Origin of the sequence: Arthrobacter sp. NicSoilB8 (genome assembly GCF_019977355.1) — a bacterium.
In the GTDB taxonomy this organism is placed as follows: domain Bacteria; phylum Actinomycetota; class Actinomycetes; order Actinomycetales; family Micrococcaceae; genus Arthrobacter.
The window spans coordinates 3,996,168-4,015,207 of record NZ_AP024655.1; the positions used below are offsets into that span (position 1 = coordinate 3,996,168).

At 69.1% G+C, this 19,040-nt stretch carries 15 protein-coding genes; 6 read left to right on the plus strand and 9 right to left on the minus strand.

Annotation, left to right across the window (positions count from 1 at the left end; genetic code table 11):
• Window positions 1-3: 3 nt before the first annotated feature.
• Window positions 4-2,535 carry a hypothetical protein gene (locus LDO15_RS18015; protein ID WP_223980736.1) on the plus strand — a complete coding sequence of 844 codons (2,532 nt, stop codon included), beginning with the start codon at window positions 4-6 and terminating at the stop codon, window positions 2,533-2,535.
• 161 nt (window positions 2,536-2,696) lie between these two features.
• Here LDO15_RS18015 and LDO15_RS18020 read toward each other — a convergent pair whose 3' ends face one another.
• The 3 genes from LDO15_RS18020 to pta form a co-directional block, all read right to left on the minus strand.
• On the minus strand, window positions 2,697-3,260 hold the full coding sequence (locus LDO15_RS18020; protein WP_223980738.1) for a GNAT family protein: 564 nt from the start codon (window positions 3,258-3,260) through the stop codon (window positions 2,697-2,699).
• 90 nt (window positions 3,261-3,350) lie between these two features.
• On the minus strand, window positions 3,351-4,520 hold the full coding sequence (locus LDO15_RS18025) for an acetate kinase (RefSeq protein ID WP_223980740.1): 1,170 nt from the start codon (window positions 4,518-4,520) through the stop codon (window positions 3,351-3,353).
• 10 nt (window positions 4,521-4,530) lie between these two features.
• Window positions 4,531-6,648, minus strand: a complete 2,118-nt coding sequence (pta, locus tag LDO15_RS18030; protein ID WP_223980742.1) for a phosphate acetyltransferase — start codon at window positions 6,646-6,648, stop codon at window positions 4,531-4,533.
• Window positions 6,649-6,874: 226 nt separating this feature from the next.
• Between pta and LDO15_RS18035 the strand changes: the two genes are divergently transcribed.
• From LDO15_RS18035 to LDO15_RS18045, 3 genes are all read left to right on the plus strand, one after another.
• Complete coding sequence (locus tag LDO15_RS18035; protein ID WP_223980744.1) at window positions 6,875-7,414, plus strand: hotdog fold thioesterase; 540 nt, start codon at window positions 6,875-6,877, stop codon at window positions 7,412-7,414.
• Window positions 7,415-7,430: 16 nt separating this feature from the next.
• On the plus strand, window positions 7,431-8,759 hold the full coding sequence (paaK, locus tag LDO15_RS18040; RefSeq protein WP_223980746.1) for a phenylacetate--CoA ligase PaaK: 1,329 nt from the start codon (window positions 7,431-7,433) through the stop codon (window positions 8,757-8,759).
• A 98-nt stretch (window positions 8,760-8,857) separates the two neighbouring features.
• On the plus strand, window positions 8,858-9,469 hold the full coding sequence (locus tag LDO15_RS18045; protein ID WP_223980747.1) for a TetR/AcrR family transcriptional regulator: 612 nt from the start codon (window positions 8,858-8,860) through the stop codon (window positions 9,467-9,469).
• A gap of 15 nt (window positions 9,470-9,484) precedes the next feature.
• Here the strand turns inward: LDO15_RS18045 and LDO15_RS18050 are convergent, their stop codons facing one another.
• From LDO15_RS18050 to paaZ, 4 genes are all read right to left on the minus strand, one after another.
• Window positions 9,485-9,856 carry a hypothetical protein gene (locus tag LDO15_RS18050; RefSeq protein WP_223980750.1) on the minus strand — a complete coding sequence of 124 codons (372 nt, stop codon included), beginning with the start codon at window positions 9,854-9,856 and terminating at the stop codon, window positions 9,485-9,487.
• Window positions 9,856-10,200 carry a hypothetical protein gene (locus tag LDO15_RS18055; protein WP_223980753.1) on the minus strand — a complete coding sequence of 115 codons (345 nt, stop codon included), beginning with the start codon at window positions 10,198-10,200 and terminating at the stop codon, window positions 9,856-9,858. The genes LDO15_RS18050 and LDO15_RS18055 overlap by 1 nt, the downstream gene beginning before the upstream one ends.
• A 294-nt stretch (window positions 10,201-10,494) precedes the next feature.
• The gene (locus LDO15_RS18060; protein ID WP_223980755.1) at window positions 10,495-10,902 is read right to left on the minus strand and encodes a VOC family protein; all 408 of its coding nucleotides are present in this window, start codon (window positions 10,900-10,902) and stop codon (window positions 10,495-10,497) included.
• A 182-nt stretch (window positions 10,903-11,084) separates the two neighbouring features.
• Window positions 11,085-13,187: a phenylacetic acid degradation bifunctional protein PaaZ gene (gene paaZ / locus LDO15_RS18065; RefSeq protein WP_223980757.1), complete on the minus strand. Its 2,103-nt coding sequence runs from the start codon at window positions 13,185-13,187 to the stop codon at window positions 11,085-11,087.
• Between the two features lie 165 nt (window positions 13,188-13,352).
• Here paaZ and LDO15_RS18070 point away from each other — a divergent pair, with 165 nt between their 5' ends.
• On the plus strand, window positions 13,353-13,769 hold the full coding sequence (locus LDO15_RS18070; protein WP_223980759.1) for a hotdog fold thioesterase: 417 nt from the start codon (window positions 13,353-13,355) through the stop codon (window positions 13,767-13,769).
• 155 nt (window positions 13,770-13,924) lie between these two features.
• The gene (locus LDO15_RS18075; RefSeq protein ID WP_223980761.1) at window positions 13,925-15,133 is read left to right on the plus strand and encodes a globin domain-containing protein; all 1,209 of its coding nucleotides are present in this window, start codon (window positions 13,925-13,927) and stop codon (window positions 15,131-15,133) included.
• A gap of 172 nt (window positions 15,134-15,305) precedes the next feature.
• On the opposite strand, the gene LDO15_RS18080 is transcribed toward LDO15_RS18075, so the two are convergent.
• Both LDO15_RS18080 and LDO15_RS18085 read right to left on the minus strand, forming a co-directional pair.
• The gene (locus LDO15_RS18080) at window positions 15,306-18,098 is read right to left on the minus strand and encodes a S1 family peptidase (RefSeq protein WP_263428261.1); all 2,793 of its coding nucleotides are present in this window, start codon (window positions 18,096-18,098) and stop codon (window positions 15,306-15,308) included.
• A 9-nt stretch (window positions 18,099-18,107) separates the two neighbouring features.
• Window positions 18,108-18,788: a tyrosine-protein phosphatase gene (locus LDO15_RS18085; RefSeq protein ID WP_223987530.1), complete on the minus strand. Its 681-nt coding sequence runs from the start codon at window positions 18,786-18,788 to the stop codon at window positions 18,108-18,110.
• Window positions 18,789-19,040: the final 252 nt, after the last annotated feature.

Sequence of the window (19,040 nt, forward strand, 5' to 3'; positions counted from 1 at the left end):
TAGATGAGCACTGTGCACGGAGGGCCGTCCGGACAGGACGGTCCTTCGGTCCTGCCCGCCGGCGGCGGGGATTCTGCCGCCGCTTCGGCCCGCGGCGCTTCCGGTACCGCCGCGGCCGCCGGCCCTGCCGGCGTTACTGGTGGTCCGGCGTCGTCCGTGGCGGTCAGCGAGCAGCCGGTTCCGGTGCGGGCCGCGGGCGTCCAGCTGATCGGCGAGGCCAAGGGCTCCGGCTACAAGGAAGCCCCGTCCCTGGTGCGCCGCGCCGACGGCCAGACCATCCAGCTCACCCGCCTGCTCTACCTCGTGCTCGAGGCGATCGACGGCCGCCGGGGCCCGGAGGAAATCGCGCGGCACGCCAGCACCGGTTTCGGGCGGCTGGTCAGTGCCGACAACGTCCGCACGCTGATCACCTCGCAGCTCCTTCCCCTCGGGCTGCTCCGGCTGGCGGACGGCTCCGAGCCCGAGGTGAAGAAGGCGGATCCGCTGCTGGGCATGCGCTTCCGGTACTCGGTGACCGATCCGGACCGCACCCGGAAGCTCACGGCGCCGTTCGCCAGGCTGTTCAATCCCCTGATCGTGGCGGCCGTGACCGTTGCGTTCCTCGGCACGTGCTGGTGGGTGCTGATGGTCAAGGGACTGGCATCGGCCACGCACGAGGCATTCGCCAACCCCGGCCTGGTGCTCCTGATCCTGGTGGTGACAGTGCTGTCGGCCGGTTTCCATGAGTTCGGCCACGCCGCCGGCGCGCGCCGCGGCGGGGCGACGCCGGGCGCCATGGGCACGGGCCTGTACCTGATGTGGCCCGCCTTCTACACGGACGTCACCGATTCCTACCGGCTCGGCCGGGGCGGGCGCCTCCGCACCGATCTGGGCGGACTGTACTTCAACGCCATCGTGGCCGTCGCCATCATGGGCATCTGGTGGGCCACGGGCTTCGATGCCCTGCTGCTGGTGGTGGTCACCCAGATCCTGCAGATGGTCCGGCAGCTGATGCCGATGGTCCGTTTTGACGGCTATCACATCCTGGCCGACGCCACCGGCGTCCCGGACCTGTTCCAGCGCATCAAGCCCACCCTGATGGCCCTGGTGCCGTGGCGTCCGGCCGACCCCGAAGCCCGGCTCCTGAAGCCGTGGGCGCGGGCCGTGGTCACCGTCTGGGTGCTGGTCACGGTTCCCCTGCTGGTCTTCAGCATGGCCACCATGGTGTTCACCCTGCCCCGCGTCCTGGGCACCGCCTGGGACAACGGCCTGAAGCAGCAGGCGATGCTCTCGCACAGCCTCTCCACCGGAGACTTTGCCGACGCCGCCGTGCGGGTGATCGCACTCGCCTGCCTGGCACTGCCGGTGCTGGGCATCGGCTACATTCTGCAGCGCCTGGCCCGTCAGCTGGTCACCGGGCTGTGGCGGAAGACCCGCGGCAAGGCCGTACAGCGCGCCACGGCCATCGTTGCCATCACGGCCGTGGCCGCCGGTCTCGCCTGGGCCTGGTGGCCACGCGCCGACACCTACCGCCCTGTCCAGCCCTACGAGCGCGGCACGCTGGCCGACACCACCACGGCCGTCTTCCCGGCCTCGAGCACGGGCCGGATGGCCGAGGGCCAGTCGGGACGGACCGTGGCCCTGTGGCCGGAAGGCGCCCGGAAGCCCACCCGCGACGATCCGCAGCTGAGCATGGTCCTGGTGCCCCGGCAGGCCGGCGCAGGTTCTGCCGCGGCGGCGCCGACTGCTCCTTCCTGGGTTTTCCCGTTCGACAAGCCGGCTGCGCCGGAGGACGACGGCAACCAGTCCCTCGCGGTCACCACCACGGACGGTTCGGTGGTCTACGACGTCGCCTTCGCCCTGGTCTGGGCCGACGACGGCGACTCCGTGGACACCAAGAACGAGGCCTACGCCTTCGCCAGCTGCGCGGACTGCGCCGCCGTGGCCGTGGGCTTCCAGGTGGTCCTGATCGTGGGCCAGACCGACGTGATCGTCCCGGAAAACCTCTCGGCATCCGCCAACTACAACTGCGTCCGCTGCCTGACCTACGCCCTGGCGAGCCAACTGGTGCTCACGCTCGACGGGCCCCTGAGCCGCGACGGCACCGCCAGGCTCAACGCGCTGTGGCAGGAGATCGCCGCCTACGGCAAGGACCTGCGGGACCAGCCGCTCTCGGAGATCCAGGGCCGGCTCAGCGCGTACAAGGAACAGATCATGAACCTCATCAAGGCCGATCCCAGCGCCACCCCGGCCGGGTCCTCCGGCACGGCCGCCACGCCGGGGAGTTCGCCGGGGGCAACGCCTGGGGCCACATCTGGCGCTAGTTCAGGGGCCACCCCGTCCCCGGAAGCCACTGCCGGAACCACGGCGCCGGCCGGCGGCCCCGCGCCGACCGGTGGTACGGCGTCGACCGCTCCGGGCTCGGGTTCAGGTTCCACGGCGCCGGCAGCGCAGGAACCGACGCAGCCCGCGGCATCGGCGACGGCCGGTTCCACAGCTCCCGCCGCAGGCACGGCCACGCCAGTTCCGGCGGAGACCACCCCGCCGGCGCCGTAGGCGCGGACCCGAACGGCGCCCGGTCTGACGCAAATGGCCGGAATGAGGGCTTCATTCCGGCCATTTGCGTCAGATCGGCGCTTCGGTCAGATCCAAATTCAGTCAGATCGGTGCTTCCGTCAGATCGGTGCTTCCCGGCGCCCTCAGCCGCGGCACTCCGGCTAGCGGGCCTTCCATTCGTCCGCGAGGATGGCGTACACCACCTCCGTGGCCCATTCGCCCTTGTAGTGCCATTTGTCCACCTGCCGTGATTCCAGGCGCATGCCGAGCCGTTCGCAGAGCGCCGCCGAGGCAGTGTTCAGGGCATCAAGCTTGGCGTCGATCCGGTGGAAGCCCAGGTCCTCGAAGCCAAGCTTCAGCATCGCGGCGGCAGCCTCCGCCGCGAACCCCTTGCCCCGGGCCTCCGGCGCGAGGCTCCAGCCGACCTCGGCCTGCCCGCACCCCTCCAGCCATTTCAGCACCACCTCGCCGAGCAGTCCGGGCGAGTCCTGGCCCTCGATGGCCAGGGCCACCCAGTCGCCCTCCTTCTCGAACTCGAAGTTGGCGTACCGTCCCACGGTCTCCATCGACTGGGTGTAGCTCTTGGCCTCGCGCGGCAGGAACCGGGCGGTTTCGGGCAGCGAGTGGTAGGCGTGGAAGGCTTCGAGGTCGGAGGCCTCGAAGCGCCGCAGCACCAGCCGTTCGGTGCGGATGGGCAGCGGAGGCAGGGGTTTGGGGTCAGTCATTCCCCCAACGCTACCCCTCACCCAACTGACTCGCAGCAGGGGCCGTTTTGAGGGCTCAAAACGGCCCCTGCTGCTAGCTAGTTGGGTCGGTTAGGGGGCGACCGATGCCCGGGCGACGACGGCGGCCGTCGCCTCCGCGATCGCCCGCTCCTCGTCGGTGGGGACCACCAGGACGGGCAGGGCCGACGTCGGGACGGAAATGACGCGGGGTTCCTTGGACCGCTCCCGGTTCAGCCCGGCGTCGAGCTCCACGCCCAGGGCGCCGAGCCGCTGCGCCACGAGGTTCCGGAACTGGTGCGAGTTCTCGCCGATCCCGGCCGTGAACACGAGGGCCTTCGCGCCGCCGACGGCCACGTGGTACCCGCCGATGTACTTCGCGAGCCGGTAGGACGCGACCGCCAGGGCCATGGCCGCCCTGGCGTCCCCGGCTTCCGCGGCCTCCACCACCGAGCGCATGTCATTGTTCCCGGTCAGGCCCTTGAGCCCGGACTGCCGGTTCAGCATCGCATCCAGGTCCTCGGGCGACCAGCCGGCCCGGCCCAGGAAGACGAGGATGGACGGATCGAGGTCGCCGGAGCGGGTGCCCATGACCAGGCCCTCGAGGGGCGTGAACCCCATGGACGTGTCGATGGACTGGCCGCCGCGGATCGCCGTGACGGAGGCGCCGTTCCCCAGGTGGGCGATCACGGCGTCGAACTCCTCCACCGGAACATCCAGCAGCGCCGCCGCGCGGTGCGCCACGTATTCGTGCGAGGTGCCGTGGAACCCGTAGCGGCGGATCCCGTGGTTGGTGTAGAGCTCGTCCGGCACCGCGTAGCGCCAGGCGTGCTCGGGCATGGTGCGGTGGAAGGCGGTGTCGAACACGGCCACCTGCGGCAGCTCCGGCCACTTCTTCGAGATCGCGCGGATGCCAAGGACGTTGGCGGGGTTGTGCAGCGGCGCGAGCGGGTTCAGCCGTTCGATGGCCCGGGTGATCTCGTTGTTGACCAGCACCGGCTCGGCGAAGCGCTCCCCGCCGTGCACCACGCGGTGGCCGACGGCGTCGAGCGCCCGGTCCCCCAGGGCCGCGTGGATGGCCGCGTCCACCAGTTCCAGGGCCTCGGCGTGGTCGCGCGGGCCCTCGATCTGGCCGTCCCCCTCACCCCCGGTCCCCATCCCGATCTTCTCGACCAGGCCTTCGGTGAGCACGCTGTGGGAAGCCACGTCCCGCACCTGGTACTTGAGTGAGGACGAGCCGGAGTTGATGACGAGCACGAGCATGGAGGGCCTCCTAGGCCTTGGCTTCGACGGGCTGTTCGGGTGCCTTTTCGGGTGCCGGCGCGGACTGCGCCTGCACGGCGGTGATGGCTACGGTGTTCACGATGTCCTCCACGGTGCAGCCGCGGGAGAGGTCGTTGACCGGCTTGCGGAGCCCCTGCAGGACGGGCCCGACGGCGACCGCCCCCGAGGACTGCTGCACCGCCTTGTAGGTGTTGTTGCCGGTGTTGAGGTCCGGGAAGATGAACACGGTGGCCTGCCCGGCGACGGACGAGCCGGGCATCTTGGACTGCGCGATCGCGGCATCCACGGCGGCGTCGTACTGGATTGGGCCTTCGACGGCGAGGTCCGGGCGGCGGGCCTTCACGACTTCGGTGGCCTGCCGGACTTTGTCCACGGCCTCGCCGGTGCCGGATCCGCCGGTGGAGTAGGACAGCATAGCCACGCGCGGCTCCACGCCGAACTGGGCCGCGGTCTCGGCCGAGGCCAGCGCGATGTCCGCCAGCTGCTCCGCGTTCGGGTCCGGATTGACCGCGCAATCGCCGTAGACCAGCACCCGGTCCGGCATCAGCATCAGGAACACCGAGGAGACGATCTTCACGCCGTCGCGCGTCTTGACGAACTCCAGCGCGGGACGGATGGTGTGGGCGGTGGTGTGCGCGGCACCGGAAACCATGCCGTCCACCACGCCCAGCTGCACCATCATGGTGCCGAAGTAGCTGCCGTCCAGCATGACTTCCAGGGCGCGGGCGAGGTCCACGCCCTTGTGCGCCCGCAGCTCGGCATACTTCTCCGCAAACCGCTGGCGCAGCTCCGACGTCGCGGGGTCCACGATGCTCATGCCCGAGAGGTCGATGCCCTGGGTGGAGGCCAGCTCCCGGACATCGGACTCGTTGCCCAGGATGGTGAGGTCGCAGACGTCCCGGCGGTGCAGGATCTCGGCGGCACGCAGGATCCGCACGTCGTTCCCCTCCGGCAGGACAATGTGCCGGCGCTGCTGCCGGGCCCGCTCAATGAGGTCGTGCAGGAACCGCAGCGGCGTCATCCGTTCCGGCCGCGGCAGGTGCAGCCGCTCCAGCAGCTCGGCCTCGTCCACCCGCTTGGCCCACAGGCCCAGGGCGGAGGCCACCTTGCGGCGGTGCCCGGACCAGATCTCGCTGCGCACCTCGGAGACCCGTTTGGCGGTCACGTAGGTGTCATCCGGGGCGGCGAAGATGGGGAACGGGGCCTGCGCCAGCAGCGAGTAGATGGTGGGATCGGGCGCCAGGCCGCCGGTCAGGATCAGCGCGGACGGGACCGGGAACTCGGGCGAGAACGACGACGCCAGGCAGGCGACCAGCACATCCGCCCGGTCACCGGGAACGATCACCAGGGCGCCGTCGTCGAGCACATGCAGGAAGTTGGCGACGTTCATGGCGGCCACCTTGACCGAATGCACGTCGCGTTCCAGGTCCGGCAGCCCGGCCACCTGGCCCAGGCCAAGGGCGGAGGCGACCTCGCCGGTGGTGGGCCGGGCGATCGAGTCCAGCTCCGGCAGGACGTACACGGGCCGGCCCGAGGCGCCGGGGCGCACGGCCGCGGCAATGCCGTCCAGGTCCTCCGGGTCGGCCCGGTTCACCATGATGGCCAGGAGCGTGCAGCGTTCGGCGAGGAGTTCCTTCCGGGCGACCTCGACGGCGTCGGCGGCCTCCGCGACAGAGCGCCCCTTCGCGCCCACCACGGCCACGATCGAGGCGGCGAGGTTGTTTGCCAGGCGTGCGTTGAGGTCGAACTCGACGGCGGCATCCTGGCCGGTGAGGTCCGTCCCCTCCACAATCACCACATCGCAGTGGCGCGACATCTCGGCGAAGATCTCCACGCAGCGGGCGTCGATCTCGGCCCTCTTCCCCTCGGCCAGCAGCCCGCGGACCTCGGCAAACGTCAGGCCGCCGCGGCAGCGCTGGTCATCAAGATCGAACCGGGCCTTCATCAGTGCCACCATCGGGTCCGCCGCGACGTCGTTGCCGTGAACCACCGGCTTGAAGAAGCCGATGCGGTCCGCATGCCGGTGCAGCGTGTCAGCCAGCCCCAGTGCGATGAGCGACTTTCCGGATCCCGGTGTGGTCGCGCTGACGTATATCCCCTTGGCCATGATCCGCCCTTAGGTCGTGTCGTGGTGGTGCTCCGTCCCTCCATACTTTCACTTGTTGCCGCGGTTTCTCCATGCGGCACCCGGGGCTGCGCACAGGACTGGTCCTGCAATGTGTCCGCGGTGCCGGCGCAGCAGGCGCCTCACGCGGTCGCCGGCTCTTGACAGAAGGCACCCAAATGGGATTACCTAATGAACATTCGGTAAATAAAGCTGGAGGCAACGACGCATGGCTGAAGTGACGATTTCCGGTGACACCCACCCCATCCTCAAAGACGACTATGCCTCGGAGTGGATGGGCATCGAAGTGGTGGCACTGGACGACGGACATGCCACGATCCGCATGACGCTCCGGCAGGAAATGCTCAATGGATTCGGCATGGCCCACGGCGGAATGATCTTCGCCTTCGGCGACACAGCCTTCGCGCTGGCATGCAACCCGGCCCACCCGAAACCGGGCGAAGCCGGGCTCGACACAGGCACCATCACCGTGGCCTCCGGCGTCGACATCAACTTCCTCAAGCCGGCCTTCCGCGGCCAGGTGCTGACCGCCGTCGCCAACCGCCGCGCCAGCACCGGGCGCAGCGGCCTCTACGACGTCCAGATCTACGCCGCTGATCCCGGCACAGGCCCGCAGCCGGCCCGCGCCGGCTCGGCGCCCGCCGCCACGATCCCGGGCGAACTCCCCTCCGATATCGCCACCGATGCCCCTACATGGGAACTCGTCGCCGAGTTCCGCGGCCGCAGCCGCACCATCTCCAAGAAATAGAAACAGGGAACCCCAGATGACCCAAGAAACCGTCGCCGCCACCAGTGATGCTGTCCTGGACCGCGAAGAAACCATCTCCCGCGACGAGCTCGAGGCACTGCAGCTGAGCCGCCTGCAGCACACCGTGGCGTACGCCTACGACCGCGTTCCCCTGTACAAGCGCAAGTTCGACGAGGCCGGCGTCCACCCCACGGACCTCCGCGAACTCTCGGACCTCGGCAAGTTCCCCTTCACCACCAAGGAAGACCTCCGCCTGGAGTACCCCTTCGGCATGTTCGCCGTGCCGCAGCACGAGGTGGCCCGCATCCACGCCAGCTCCGGCACCACGGGCCGGGCCACCGTGGTGGGCTACACCAAGAAGGACCTCGCCGACTGGGCCAAGCTCGTGGCCCGCTCGCTGCGCGCCTCCGGTGTCCGGCCGGGCATGAAAGTGCACAACGCCTACGGCTACGGCCTGTTCACCGGCGGCATGGGCGCCCACGCCGGCGCCGAGGCCCTCGGCTGCACCGTCATCCCGATCTCCGGCGGCCAGACCGAACGCCAGATCACGCTCATCCAGGACTTCAAGCCCGATGCCATCCTGGCCACCCCCACCTACCTGCTGACCATTGCCGACGCCATGATCAAGCAGGGCATCGACCCGGCCTCCACCTCGCTGAAGTACGCGGTCCTGGGCGCCGAGCCGTGGACCGAGGAAATGCGGCACGAGCTCGAGGTGACCATGAACCTCAAGGCCTGCGACATCTACGGCCTCTCCGAGGTCATGGGCCCGGGCGTCGCCGGCGAAGCCGTGGAGACGCAGGACGGCAGCCACATCTGGGAGGACCACTTCCGGCCCGAGATCATCGACGCCTTCGACCCCTCCGTGGTCCTGGCCGACGGCGAACCGGGCGAGCTGGTCTTCACCTCGCTCACCAAGGAAGCCCTGCCGATCATCCGGTACCGCACCAAGGACCTCACCCGGCTGCTGCCGGGCACCGCGCGCCCGGCGCACCGCCGCATGGGCCGCATCACCGGCCGCAGCGACGACATGATCATCCTGCGCGGCGTGAACCTGTTCCCGTCGCAGATCGAGGAAATCGCCCTGCGCATCCCGGAGCTGAGCCCGCACTTCCAGCTGGAACTCACGCGGCCGGAGGGCCACCGGATGGACCAGATGACCGTCAAAATTGAACGCCGCGACACCGTCACGATCGAGAGCGGTGCTGCGGCGGCCAAGGTCCTGCAGCAGCAGATCAAGATCCACGTCGGCTCCTCCTGCACTGTCGACGTCGTCGAGCCCGGCTCGCTGGAGCGGTCCAACGGCAAGCTGCGGCGGATCTACGACATGCGCCCCAAGGGCTGACCCGCCCCGCTTGATCAGCCACCCGGTCAGCCCGGCCGGCGTGTCCTTCGAGGCCACGCTGGCCGGGCTGACCGACCGTTCATGAGAAACTAGCGAGTATGCCCACCTCAGAGACAAACACCAAGCGCGGCCGGCCCGGCTATGACCAGCAGTCGGTGCTGCTGATCGCCGTCGACGTCTTCAACCGCCACGGCTACGACGCCACGTCCATGGGCATCCTCGCCGAGAACCTGGGCATCTCCAAGTCCGCGATTTACCACCACGTGCCGTCCAAAGGCGATCTCCTCAAACTCGCGCTGGACCACGCCCTCGGCGGCCTCGAGGCCATCCTGGACCGGCCCGGGGCGCAGTCCGGGTCCGCCGAGGCCCGGCTGGAATTCGTGGTCCGTGAAACCATCTCGGTGCTGGTGGAACGGCTGCCGTTCGTCACGCTGCTGCTGCGCCTGCGCGGCAACACTGAAATCGAGCGGGACGCGCTGGAACGCCGGCGCACGTTCGACCACAAGGTGGCGGCGCTCATCTCGGCCGCCCGCGACGAAGGCTCGCTGCGCCAGGACATCGACCCGCGCACCGTCACCCGGCTGCTGTTCGGCACCATCAACTCGATCGTCGAGTGGTACAAGCCCGGCGGCTCGCTGTCCCCGGAGAAGCTGGCGGACGACGTCATCACCATGGCCTTCCACGGCCTCCACGTCCCTAGCCAGGCCTGACGCGACCCGTCAGCCTCAAAGTGCCCCGGCACTGCCGGGAATACCCTTCTCGGCCACGAACCAGCCCATGTACAGCAGCACTGCCGACAGGGCGAGCACGGCCAGACCGAGCAGCATCGAATAATCCTTGGCCCGGAGCAGCGCGGTCAGGTTGACTACCAGGGTGCCGGCGACCACGAGTGCTTGGAAGATGCTGTTCGCGGCCACCGCCCGGGGCGACTCGAACATGCCGCCGGCACCCGCCAGGAACGTGACGAGAAACCAGGTCGGAAGGACCCAGGCCGGGAAGCACACCATGGCCAGGTCCAGGCCCAGGGCCACCTTGCCGATTTTGGTACGCGGCAGCCAGGCGATGCTGCGGCCGCGCGGCTTCGACGACTCCGTCATCAGGCCGCCGACCCCGGGGCGGTCGTGACCCACCAAAGGAAGTACATCAGCGCGGCCGACAGGACCACGGTGAACGCCGCGACGAGGATGGAGTGTTCCTTCGCCCAGAGCAGGGAACTCCAGAGCGCCACGACCGTGCCCACCAGCAGGGCTATCACCACGTCATCGGACGCGCCTGCCATGTAGATGCCCTGCCCCAGGAGCAGGAAGACCCAGGCGGGAGACAAGACGGTGACATACGCCAGCGTCAGCGCCGCCTTGCCGCTTCGGGTGGTGGGGAACCAGGCGACGCGGCGGATCCGGGCTTTGGGCGCCGGCCCGGGCCAAGGCCGGGAATCCGTCATGTCGGGCACCTCGCATCGGCCGGCCTGAACTCTGAACTCTGAACTCTGAACTCTGAACTCTGAACTCAGAACTCAGAACTCAGAACTCAGAACTCAAGCTACACCTGATTGGCGCAGGTTAGGGGACACCGGAAGGGGAACACAGGACAGGGGAACACAGGACAGGGATCACGCGGCAGCCTGCGGCGCCGCGAGATCGCTAACCGGGCACAGAAAAGGCGCCCCGCTGAGCCGGAGCGCCGTCCATCTACCCGCCTCGATTCCGTCGGTCCCATTTCAGGGCATGATCGAACCTCAGAGCTGGTAGTCGGCTACCGTGGTGATGTTCTCGTGCACGCAGAGAATATTGTGCTCGGAGTCCATGAACCAGGCGCACTTCTCGGAATCCGTCGTACAAATATGGTTCTCGGTCTTGAGATCCGGGAGATCGTAGTCCTGGAACGTGATGCCCTTGGCTTCCATCTCGTGAACCGTGCGTTCGATCTCGTTGACTTCAAAACTCAAGGCGGTGTGCTCTGAATGCTTTCCGTCCTTGACAGGCATCAGCTGCAGCATCGGGCCGCCTTCTGAGCCGAACAATTCACTTCCGTCGTCTGCCACGCCACGGTGCGGGAGTCCAAGAGTGTCCTCGTAGAAATGCCGGGCACGCTCTGCATCATCGACTGGCAGGACTGTTGTGGCTTTACTGAGTACTAGGGACATTTCGCCACCTCCTACGAGCAAGATTTTACGCCGGAGCGGGCCGGAAAGAACCTGCAAGTTCCGCCGCGGACGCCGGACGCGCCTTGGCTTCCGGCAGCTGGCTGCCAGCAGCCGGCTGCCGGCGCTCCCCGCGGGATGAGGAGCGCCGGCAGCGGAGCCGCACGGCCTGAGGAAGCGCCGGGCTACTTCTCGACGAGGGTCAGGACGTCGTAGGTGGCCACGATTTCGTCGTTCTGGTTGGTCAGGACGGCGTCCCAGGCCACCTCGCCGTATTCGTCGGTTTCGCGCGGGGTGATCTTCTTGGCCGTCAGCGTGACCCGGATGGAGTCGCCGGCGGCCACGGGGGTGATGAAGCGCAGGTTCTCCAGGCCGTAGTTGGCCAGGACAGGGCCCGGCGCGGGCTCCACGAACAGGCCGGCGCCCCAGGCCAGGAGCAGGTAGCCGTGCGCCACGATGCCCGGGAAGAACGGGTTGGCCGCGGCGGCCTCCTGGTTGGTGTGGGCGTAGAAGGTGTCACCGGTGGAGTTCGCGAACTTGGTGATTTCCTCCAGCGAAACCTCACGCAGCTCCGAGCGGATGGCATCGCCAATGTGCAGCGTGGCCAGGGATTTCCGGAACGGGTGCTGGCCCTCGGTCTCCAGCGTGAAGTTGCGGTCCGCCCCGGTGTGCCAGACCCCGGTGACGGCGGTCAGCATGTTGGGCGAACCCTGGATGGCGGTGCGCTGCATGTGGTGCATCACCGAGCGGATGCCGCCCAGCTCTTCGCCGCCGCCGGCGCGGCCCGGTCCGCCGTGGACCAGGTGCGGGACGGGGGAACCGTGACCGGTGGAGCTGCGGGCGTCCTCGCGGTTGAGCATGAGCACGCGGCCGTGGTGGGCCGCGATCCCGGTGACCAGCTGCTGCGCCACGGCGGGATCGTTGGTGCAGACCGATGCGACCAGCGAACCGCCGCCGCGGGCGGCGAGGCGGACGGCGTCGGCCAGGTCCGTGTAGCCGATCACCGACGACACCGGGCCGAAAGCCTCAAGCGAATGGACCTCCTCGGCCTCCGGGTCGGCCCAGCTCAGCAGGACCGGGGACATGAAGGCGCCGCCGTCGACGACGCCGACGCTTCCGTCTGCACTGGTGACCTTCGGCGCATCGAGCGTGCCGTAGGCAAGCTCGCCGCCGGCGTCGAGCATGGACTGGACGGCGGCGCGCACGTCGGCGAGCTGCTCGAGGGAGGCCAGGGCGCCCATCGTGACACCCTCCGCGCGGGGGTCACCCAGCACGACGCGCTCCTTGATGCGGTCCCCCACGGCGGCGACGACGTCGGACACCAGGTCCTGCGGGACGATTGCGCGGCGGATCGAGGTGCACTTCTGGCCCGCCTTGGCGGTCATCTCGGTGACGAGGGACTTGATGAAGGCGTCGAATTCCGGGGTGCCCTTGACCGCATCCGGGCCGAGGATTGCGGCGTTGAGGGAGTCGGTCTCGGAGGTGAAGCGGACGCCGCCCTTGACCACGTTGACGTGGGACTTCAGCGTGTTGGCGGTCGAGGCCGAACCCGTGAAGGCCACGAGGTCGCGGTAGTCCAGGTGGTCCAGCAGGGTGCGGACGGAGCCGGAAATGAGCTGCAGGGAGCCCTTGGGCAGGATGCCGGATTCGTCGATCGCCTTGACCACGGCAGCCGCCACGTAGCCCGTGGGCGTGGCCGGTTTGACGATGGTGGGGACGCCGGCGATGAAGGCCGGGGCGAGCTTTTCCAGCATGCCCCACACGGGGAAGTTGAAGGCGTTGATCTGCACGGCGACGCCGGGGATGCGGGTGTAGATGTGCTCGCCGGCGAACGAGCCGTCCCGGGACAGGACCTCCATGGGACCGTCCACCACCACCTGGGCGTTGGGGAGTTCCCGCCGGCCCTTGGACCCGAACGTGAACAGCACGCCGATTCCGCCGTCGATGTCGATCATGGAGTCGATCTTGGTGGCGCCGGTCTGCGCCGAGAGTTCGTAGAACTCCTCGCGGCGGCCGTTGAGGTACTGCGCGAGTTCCTTGAGTTTGAGGGCGCGCTGGTGGAAGGTCAGCTTGCCCAGTTCCGCCTGGCCGGTGGTGCGGCCGTAGTCCACGACGGCGGCGAGGTCGAGCCCCTCGGTGCTCACCTTGGCCAGGAGCTCGCCGGTGCTGGCGTCCAGGACGGGCGCGGCGCCCGCGGCGGAGGCGGCGTCAGGAGTCCACCAGGAACCCCGGATAAAGCTGGGAACGATCTCTACAGTGTCTACTGCGGGTGCGGCTGTGGCGGTCATCGTTGACGGGTCCTTCCAACGGGGAGCAAGATCAACACGGCCGGAACATTACTGACCGTCCGTTCGGTAATATGATCTAGAGTACATGAATGAGGCCTGCCGCACACTAGCCGCGGCGGCACCGACCGTCCGGACCCGCCGCCGGCCGGCAACAAAGGAGACACTATGACGCCCGAGACCGGCAGCACCGAGTTGTGGAAGATCACCCTCGGGGAACTCGACGAGAAGATGGGCGTGAAGATCGTCGAGGAGTCCGTGGACCGGGTGGTCGCGACCATGCCGGTGGAGGGCAACCGGCAGTCGTTCGGGCTGCTGCATGGCGGCGCCTCGCTGGCCGTGGGCGAGGCCGTGGGCTCCTGGGCCGCCGTCATCCACGCCAGCACCCTGGGCAAGACGGCGGTGGGCGTGGACGTCTCGGCCACGCATCACAAGTCGGCCCGGGAGGGGACCATCACCATCACGGCAACCCCCATCCACCTGGGCGGCACGCTGACCACCCACGAGGTGCTGATCACCAACGAGACCGGCCAGCGGCTCTGCACGCTGCGGATCACCAACCTGCTGCTGGACCGCAAGGCCTGACCGCCGGGTCCGTGGCCCCGGGCTCCCTGCACCGGTCTCCCCCGCCGATGTAGGGCCGATCGGCCCGGAAGGCCTGCCGCCCCGGCTGTTAGCGTGGAAATGCTGAGTCGCCCGGCACCGCCGGGTAATACCGGTCGCACCGGAAGGGGTCCACCATGCTCTCAGACACTTCACTTCCCGTTATCCAGGCAACGCTGCCCGTGGTCGGCGAGCACATCGAGGAGATCGCCAAGCGCTTCTACATGCACATGTTCGAGGCACGGCCGGATCTCCTGGACGGCCTCTTCAACCGGGGGAACCAGGCGGACGGCCGCCAACAGCAGGCGCTCGCCGGATCCATCGCGGCATTCGCCGGCATGCTCGTGGAGCATCCGGATCAGGTGCCGGACCATCTGCTCTCCCGGGTGGCCCACAAACACGTCTCGCTGGGGCTCAGCCCGGACCAGTACCAGATTGTCCACGACCACCTCATGTGGGCGATCGTGGACGTGCTCGGGGATGCCGTCACTCCGGAGGTCGCCGCCGCCTGGGACGAGGTCTACTGGCTGATGGCGAACCTGCTCATCAACAAGGAGCGCGGGCTGTACAACGCCGTGCACCTCTCCCCCGAGACCATCTGGCGGACGTGGAGGGTGGTGCGGCGGATCCAGGAGACGGACGACGTCGTCTCCTTCGTCGTCGAACGTACCGACGAGCGCGACGTCAAGCCGTCCCTGCCGGGGCAGTACGTGACCATCAAGATGACCATGCCCGACGGCGTGCAGCAGCCCCGCCAGTACAGCCTGACCAAGGCCGACGACGGCCACCACCGGCAGTTCGCGGTCAAACGCGTCCATGGACTCGAGACTCCCGACGGCGAGATGTCCACCCTGCTCCACAACAATGTCCAGGTGGGCGATGAGGTGGTGCTCTCGGCACCGTTCGGCGACGTCGTGCTCGAGTACACGGACCGACCCCTGGTCATGGCCAGCGCCGGAATCGGCATCACTCCGATGGCCGGGATGCTCTCCCACCTGGTGCAGTCCGGTTCCCAGCGCCAGGTGGTGCTCCTGCACGCCGATGACAGCGAGGCATCATTCCCGCTCCGCGCGCAGGTCACCGAGGATCTCGCGAAACTGGCCGACGGGACCTTGAAGACGTGGTTCCTGACCCCGGCCGGGGCCGGAGATGCAGCCGGATCCGTGTTCACCGGTTTCATGGATGTCAGCCAGGTGGATCTCCCGGACGACGCCGAGTACTACCTCTGCGGTCCCCTGCCGTTCCTGAAATCGGTCCGGAGCGCCCTGATTGCCGGTGGCGTGCCGGCCAAGGACATTCAATACGAGGTGTTCGGCCCGGATCTCTGGCTGGCCGACTTCCAGTAGCCGCGGCCCGCTATCCTGACCCGCACCCGCGGGATCGCCCCAACCATGCGGGGGTCGCCGTAGCCGTACGGCGACCCCCGCAGCTTCCGGCGGCCCCGCAGCTTCCAGGCAAGCCCGGAGCTTTCCGGCGAGACCGGAGCTTTCCGGCGAGACCGGGTCTGGAGTCCGCCGGCTAACGAACCGCCCGACGCCGGCCGAACGCCACGAACGCCGCACCGAGCAGCAGGGCCCCGGCACCAAGACCGGCGGCGGGCAGCAGCCCGCCGGCACCGGTGCTGGCCAGCTGGTCTGCACTTCCCGACGGCGCGACGGTAACCTGCGCCGGGTCCGCCGGCGGGGCGGCGGGCTGCTGGACAGCCGGCTGAGCGGGCGTACCCGGTTTCTGGGCAGCCGGCTGCTGGGCGGCCGGCGTCTCGTCGGGGGTACCGGCCGAAACGGACGCGGGGTCGACCGTGAACGCCACGTCGGCCGGACCCGAAGCGACAGCATCAACGGCCTGTGTGACCGTCAGCGTGTGGGCTCCGGCGGCCAGGCCCGCGGGGAAGGGAACACTCCACCGCGCGTCAAGAGCCGCACTGGCTCCAGCCGCCCTGGCCCCTGCGGCTCTGGACCCTGCCGTCCCGGACCCTGCGTCGGCGGAGCCGGCCTGCGCGGATCCCACGGCCACGCCGTCCACGGACACGCTCACCTTGGCTCCGTCCACACCGGTGCCGGAGATGGCCGAGGGCAGGGCGTCCTGGGGCAGGTGTTTGCCGTCCCGGATGCTCGATACGGCCGGGGCTGGTGGAATCACGGTGTAACTGCCGGTGGCCGGGGGGCTGTCCGCCTCGCCGGGGGCCGTGAGCACCGCCGTGACCGACACCTTTCCGAAGACCGGCTGATCGGCCACCTTGATGCTCCAACGGCCGTCGGCGTCGACCAGCCCGGTCCCGGTGAAGTCGCCGGAAAGCCGCACCGTGCGGCCGGCCTCCCCGGTGCCCTCGATCGCGTCAATGGCGGTCAGCGCTGTGCCGCCCGCCTGGCTGTCCGCCGGTGAGGTGATGGCCGGAGCCGCGAGACGTGACACGTCCACGGACAGGGAGACGGCCCCGGAACGGCTGAAGCCGTTCACGGTCTCCGCCGAGAACTTGAACTGCCCGGCCGACGCCGGTGCGGGGAACTGCCAATTTCCCGACGAGTCCACGGGCACTTCCAGCGGCTCGCCGGATTTCCGGCCTGATGCCGCGTCCACAACAGTAATGCGGACCTTGGAATTCGGTGCCACGACGGACGCCGAACCGGCACCCACATGCCCCTTAATCGGCGCCCCGGCGGTAACAGTTCCGCCGGCGTCCGCCGTGAGCGTCGGCTTGGTCAGGAACAGCTGCAGCTGGACACCGCCGGGGACCCGGCCTGTGGCGTCCTCGAGCGTGGTCGCGATGGCTCGCGTCTGTACGCCGCCCTCGCTTTCCGCCCCGGTGTGCATGCCGACCGCGAAGTTTCCGCTGATCCACGGCCCGCCGGAGTCCCCCGGCCGGGACTTCACCGTGGTGGAGTCGAAGCCGGTCAGCGCCCGGAGATCGTTGTCGTAGTCCGGGGGCAGGGAGTTCGGCCCGGCGATGACCCACGTTCCCACGGAGTCCACGGTGCCGCAGGACCACCCGAGGCTCCGGCCGGAGCGGCACACGGGCTGGCCCTGGAACGGTGCCACCGTGCCGACGATCTTCACGGACGTGGGACCCGGATCGGCGGGGTTGTCCCACCGGGTGACGGCGGGCTGGAGGTCCAGGCCGCTCCTGATGCCCTGCAGGACGGCGATGTCCGTGCCGACGTTGGTACCGTCCGCCGCCACTTTGGAGTTGCCCGGGCCGCCGAACTGGCTGAACCCGAAGGTGCCCAGGATTCCGGCGGCCGGGCCCGAACCGGCCCCGCCGGCTGCCGGCGCCCGGGTCGGATCTTCGAGCTCCGCCTGCTTGGCGGCGCCGTCGTCGGCACAGTGTCCGGCCGTCAGGACGAGGGGCTCGCCGGCGGGGCCGAAGGCGCCGAATCCGGCCGAACACACGGTGCGGCCGTCAATGATGTACCCCTGGCCGCCAAAGACGTCCTCCTCCGTGGAAATCCGCGCCCCCTCTTCCAGCGCGACGTTGGCGTAGCGGGCGACGAACTCCGCCGCGGACATCTTCGGCTTGGCGCCCGGCGCGGTGGCGGGCGACGGGCCGGAGACGGGGGCGCCGGCGGAGGCCGGGACGGACGCCGGGACAGAGGCTGGGAGAGATTGCGCGGTGGTGGTGCCGCCGGTGCGGATGACGAAGTGGCCGCCGGTGTAAGTAACGGCCTGCAGCCCGGCCGCGCCGACCTCTCGGACGTAAGCCTCGAACAGCTGCTGGGTGCTGGAGGCCAGGAGCTCCGCGGCCGAGGGCACCGCGGCGGGGCCGGCGGCTGCGGGAACGGCCGCAGGGGCGGCCAGCACGAAGTCGGCCGGGCCGGCCTGGTTCAGTTGGTCCACCCGGGCCCGGAGCTCCGGGCCGTTGCCCTCGACCGAAATCTTGCCGCCGCCGAGGCTGATCCCCACGTAGCCGGGGAGGGTGCGCAGGGAGGGGACGGCGTCGGCGGCCCGCCGTGCCAGCGCTCCCGCGGCGTTGAATTCCGCCAGGGTCATCCCAAGGTCCCGCTGCACGGCCTCGGCGAGGCCGGCATCGCTGATGAGCGGGGCCGCTGCCGTCGCGCCTGCCGCCGGCGCCGTCGTGGTCGTGTCAACCGGCGCCACCGGGCCGGCCGCTGCCGGAGGTGCTGCCGGGCTGCCGGTTGCCGTTGGCGAAGCTGTTGCGATTGGCGAAGCTGGTGGCGTAGCCGACGGCGACACTGCCGGCGCGGGTTCCGTTCCCCCGGCTTCGGCGAGGGCAGGAACGGCGTAGAACGATCCCGCAAGCGCGAGGGCGGCAGCCGCCACCGCCCGCACTGTCAGCTGATACCTCGGAGTCTTCACCCGGTTACTCTAGCGCCCCAATTTGGCCAGAATGGCAGTCAACTCCCGGTCCGTTATGCCATTGTGGCGTAAGAAATCGCCGGTCTTCACGTGGCGCACGAACCGCAGGAGGCTTTCCGACCGCGTTTCGAGCAGCGGAGCCAGAACTTCCTCGGGCAGATACCGCTCATGTGGATGCGGGACCCCCGATACCCGGAGATGCTCGTTGATGCCCCGCATGGAGCACTGGTAGGCGCGCACAATGGCCTCGTCGCTGTCCCCGGCGAGGTCCTGCAGCATGGCGGCGATCATGCCGCTCCGGTCCCGCCCGGCGGAACAGTGAATGATCACCCCGCCGTCCGCGGCCGCCACTGCTTTGAAGACGCCCGCCAGCAGGTGCGGGAACAATCTGGCGTTGTCGGCATAGGAGGCGGGGTCGTTCAGGTATGGCACACAGAGTTCGCGGAATTCGCTGTTGGCGGGGTCTTCGGTGGGGGCCAGCACGACGTCGAATCCCGCCAGCGCTGCTTCTGTCACCGGCGGATCGGTCTCCCGGCGCCGGATTTCCGCTTCGTTGCGGAGATCGACGACGGTCCGGATCCCGCCGTCGTACACCTGCCGCCAGCCGGCCTCGGTGAGCCACTCACGGCGTCCCATCCGGAACACGCTGCCGGCGACGTGCCAGGCGTTGACCGCCCCATCCCACGCCATGGCGCCCGGCGCGGCCATCCCCCTGGCGTAGCTTCCGGGCGCGGCAGGAATCCTCATCCTGAAAGCTAAGCACACGCACCGGCGCCGATCCACGGCAGGATTCACGAAAGATATCCACAACGGGACTATTGGCATGGTGGCTGACTAGGGCTGCCGCATAGGGTGGCTGTGAACCCGGCAGTTGCCGGGCTTTTCAGCTCACCTGCCGCCAGGACTCACACCCTTCCGAGGCACGGGGCCCTGAAACCTGCG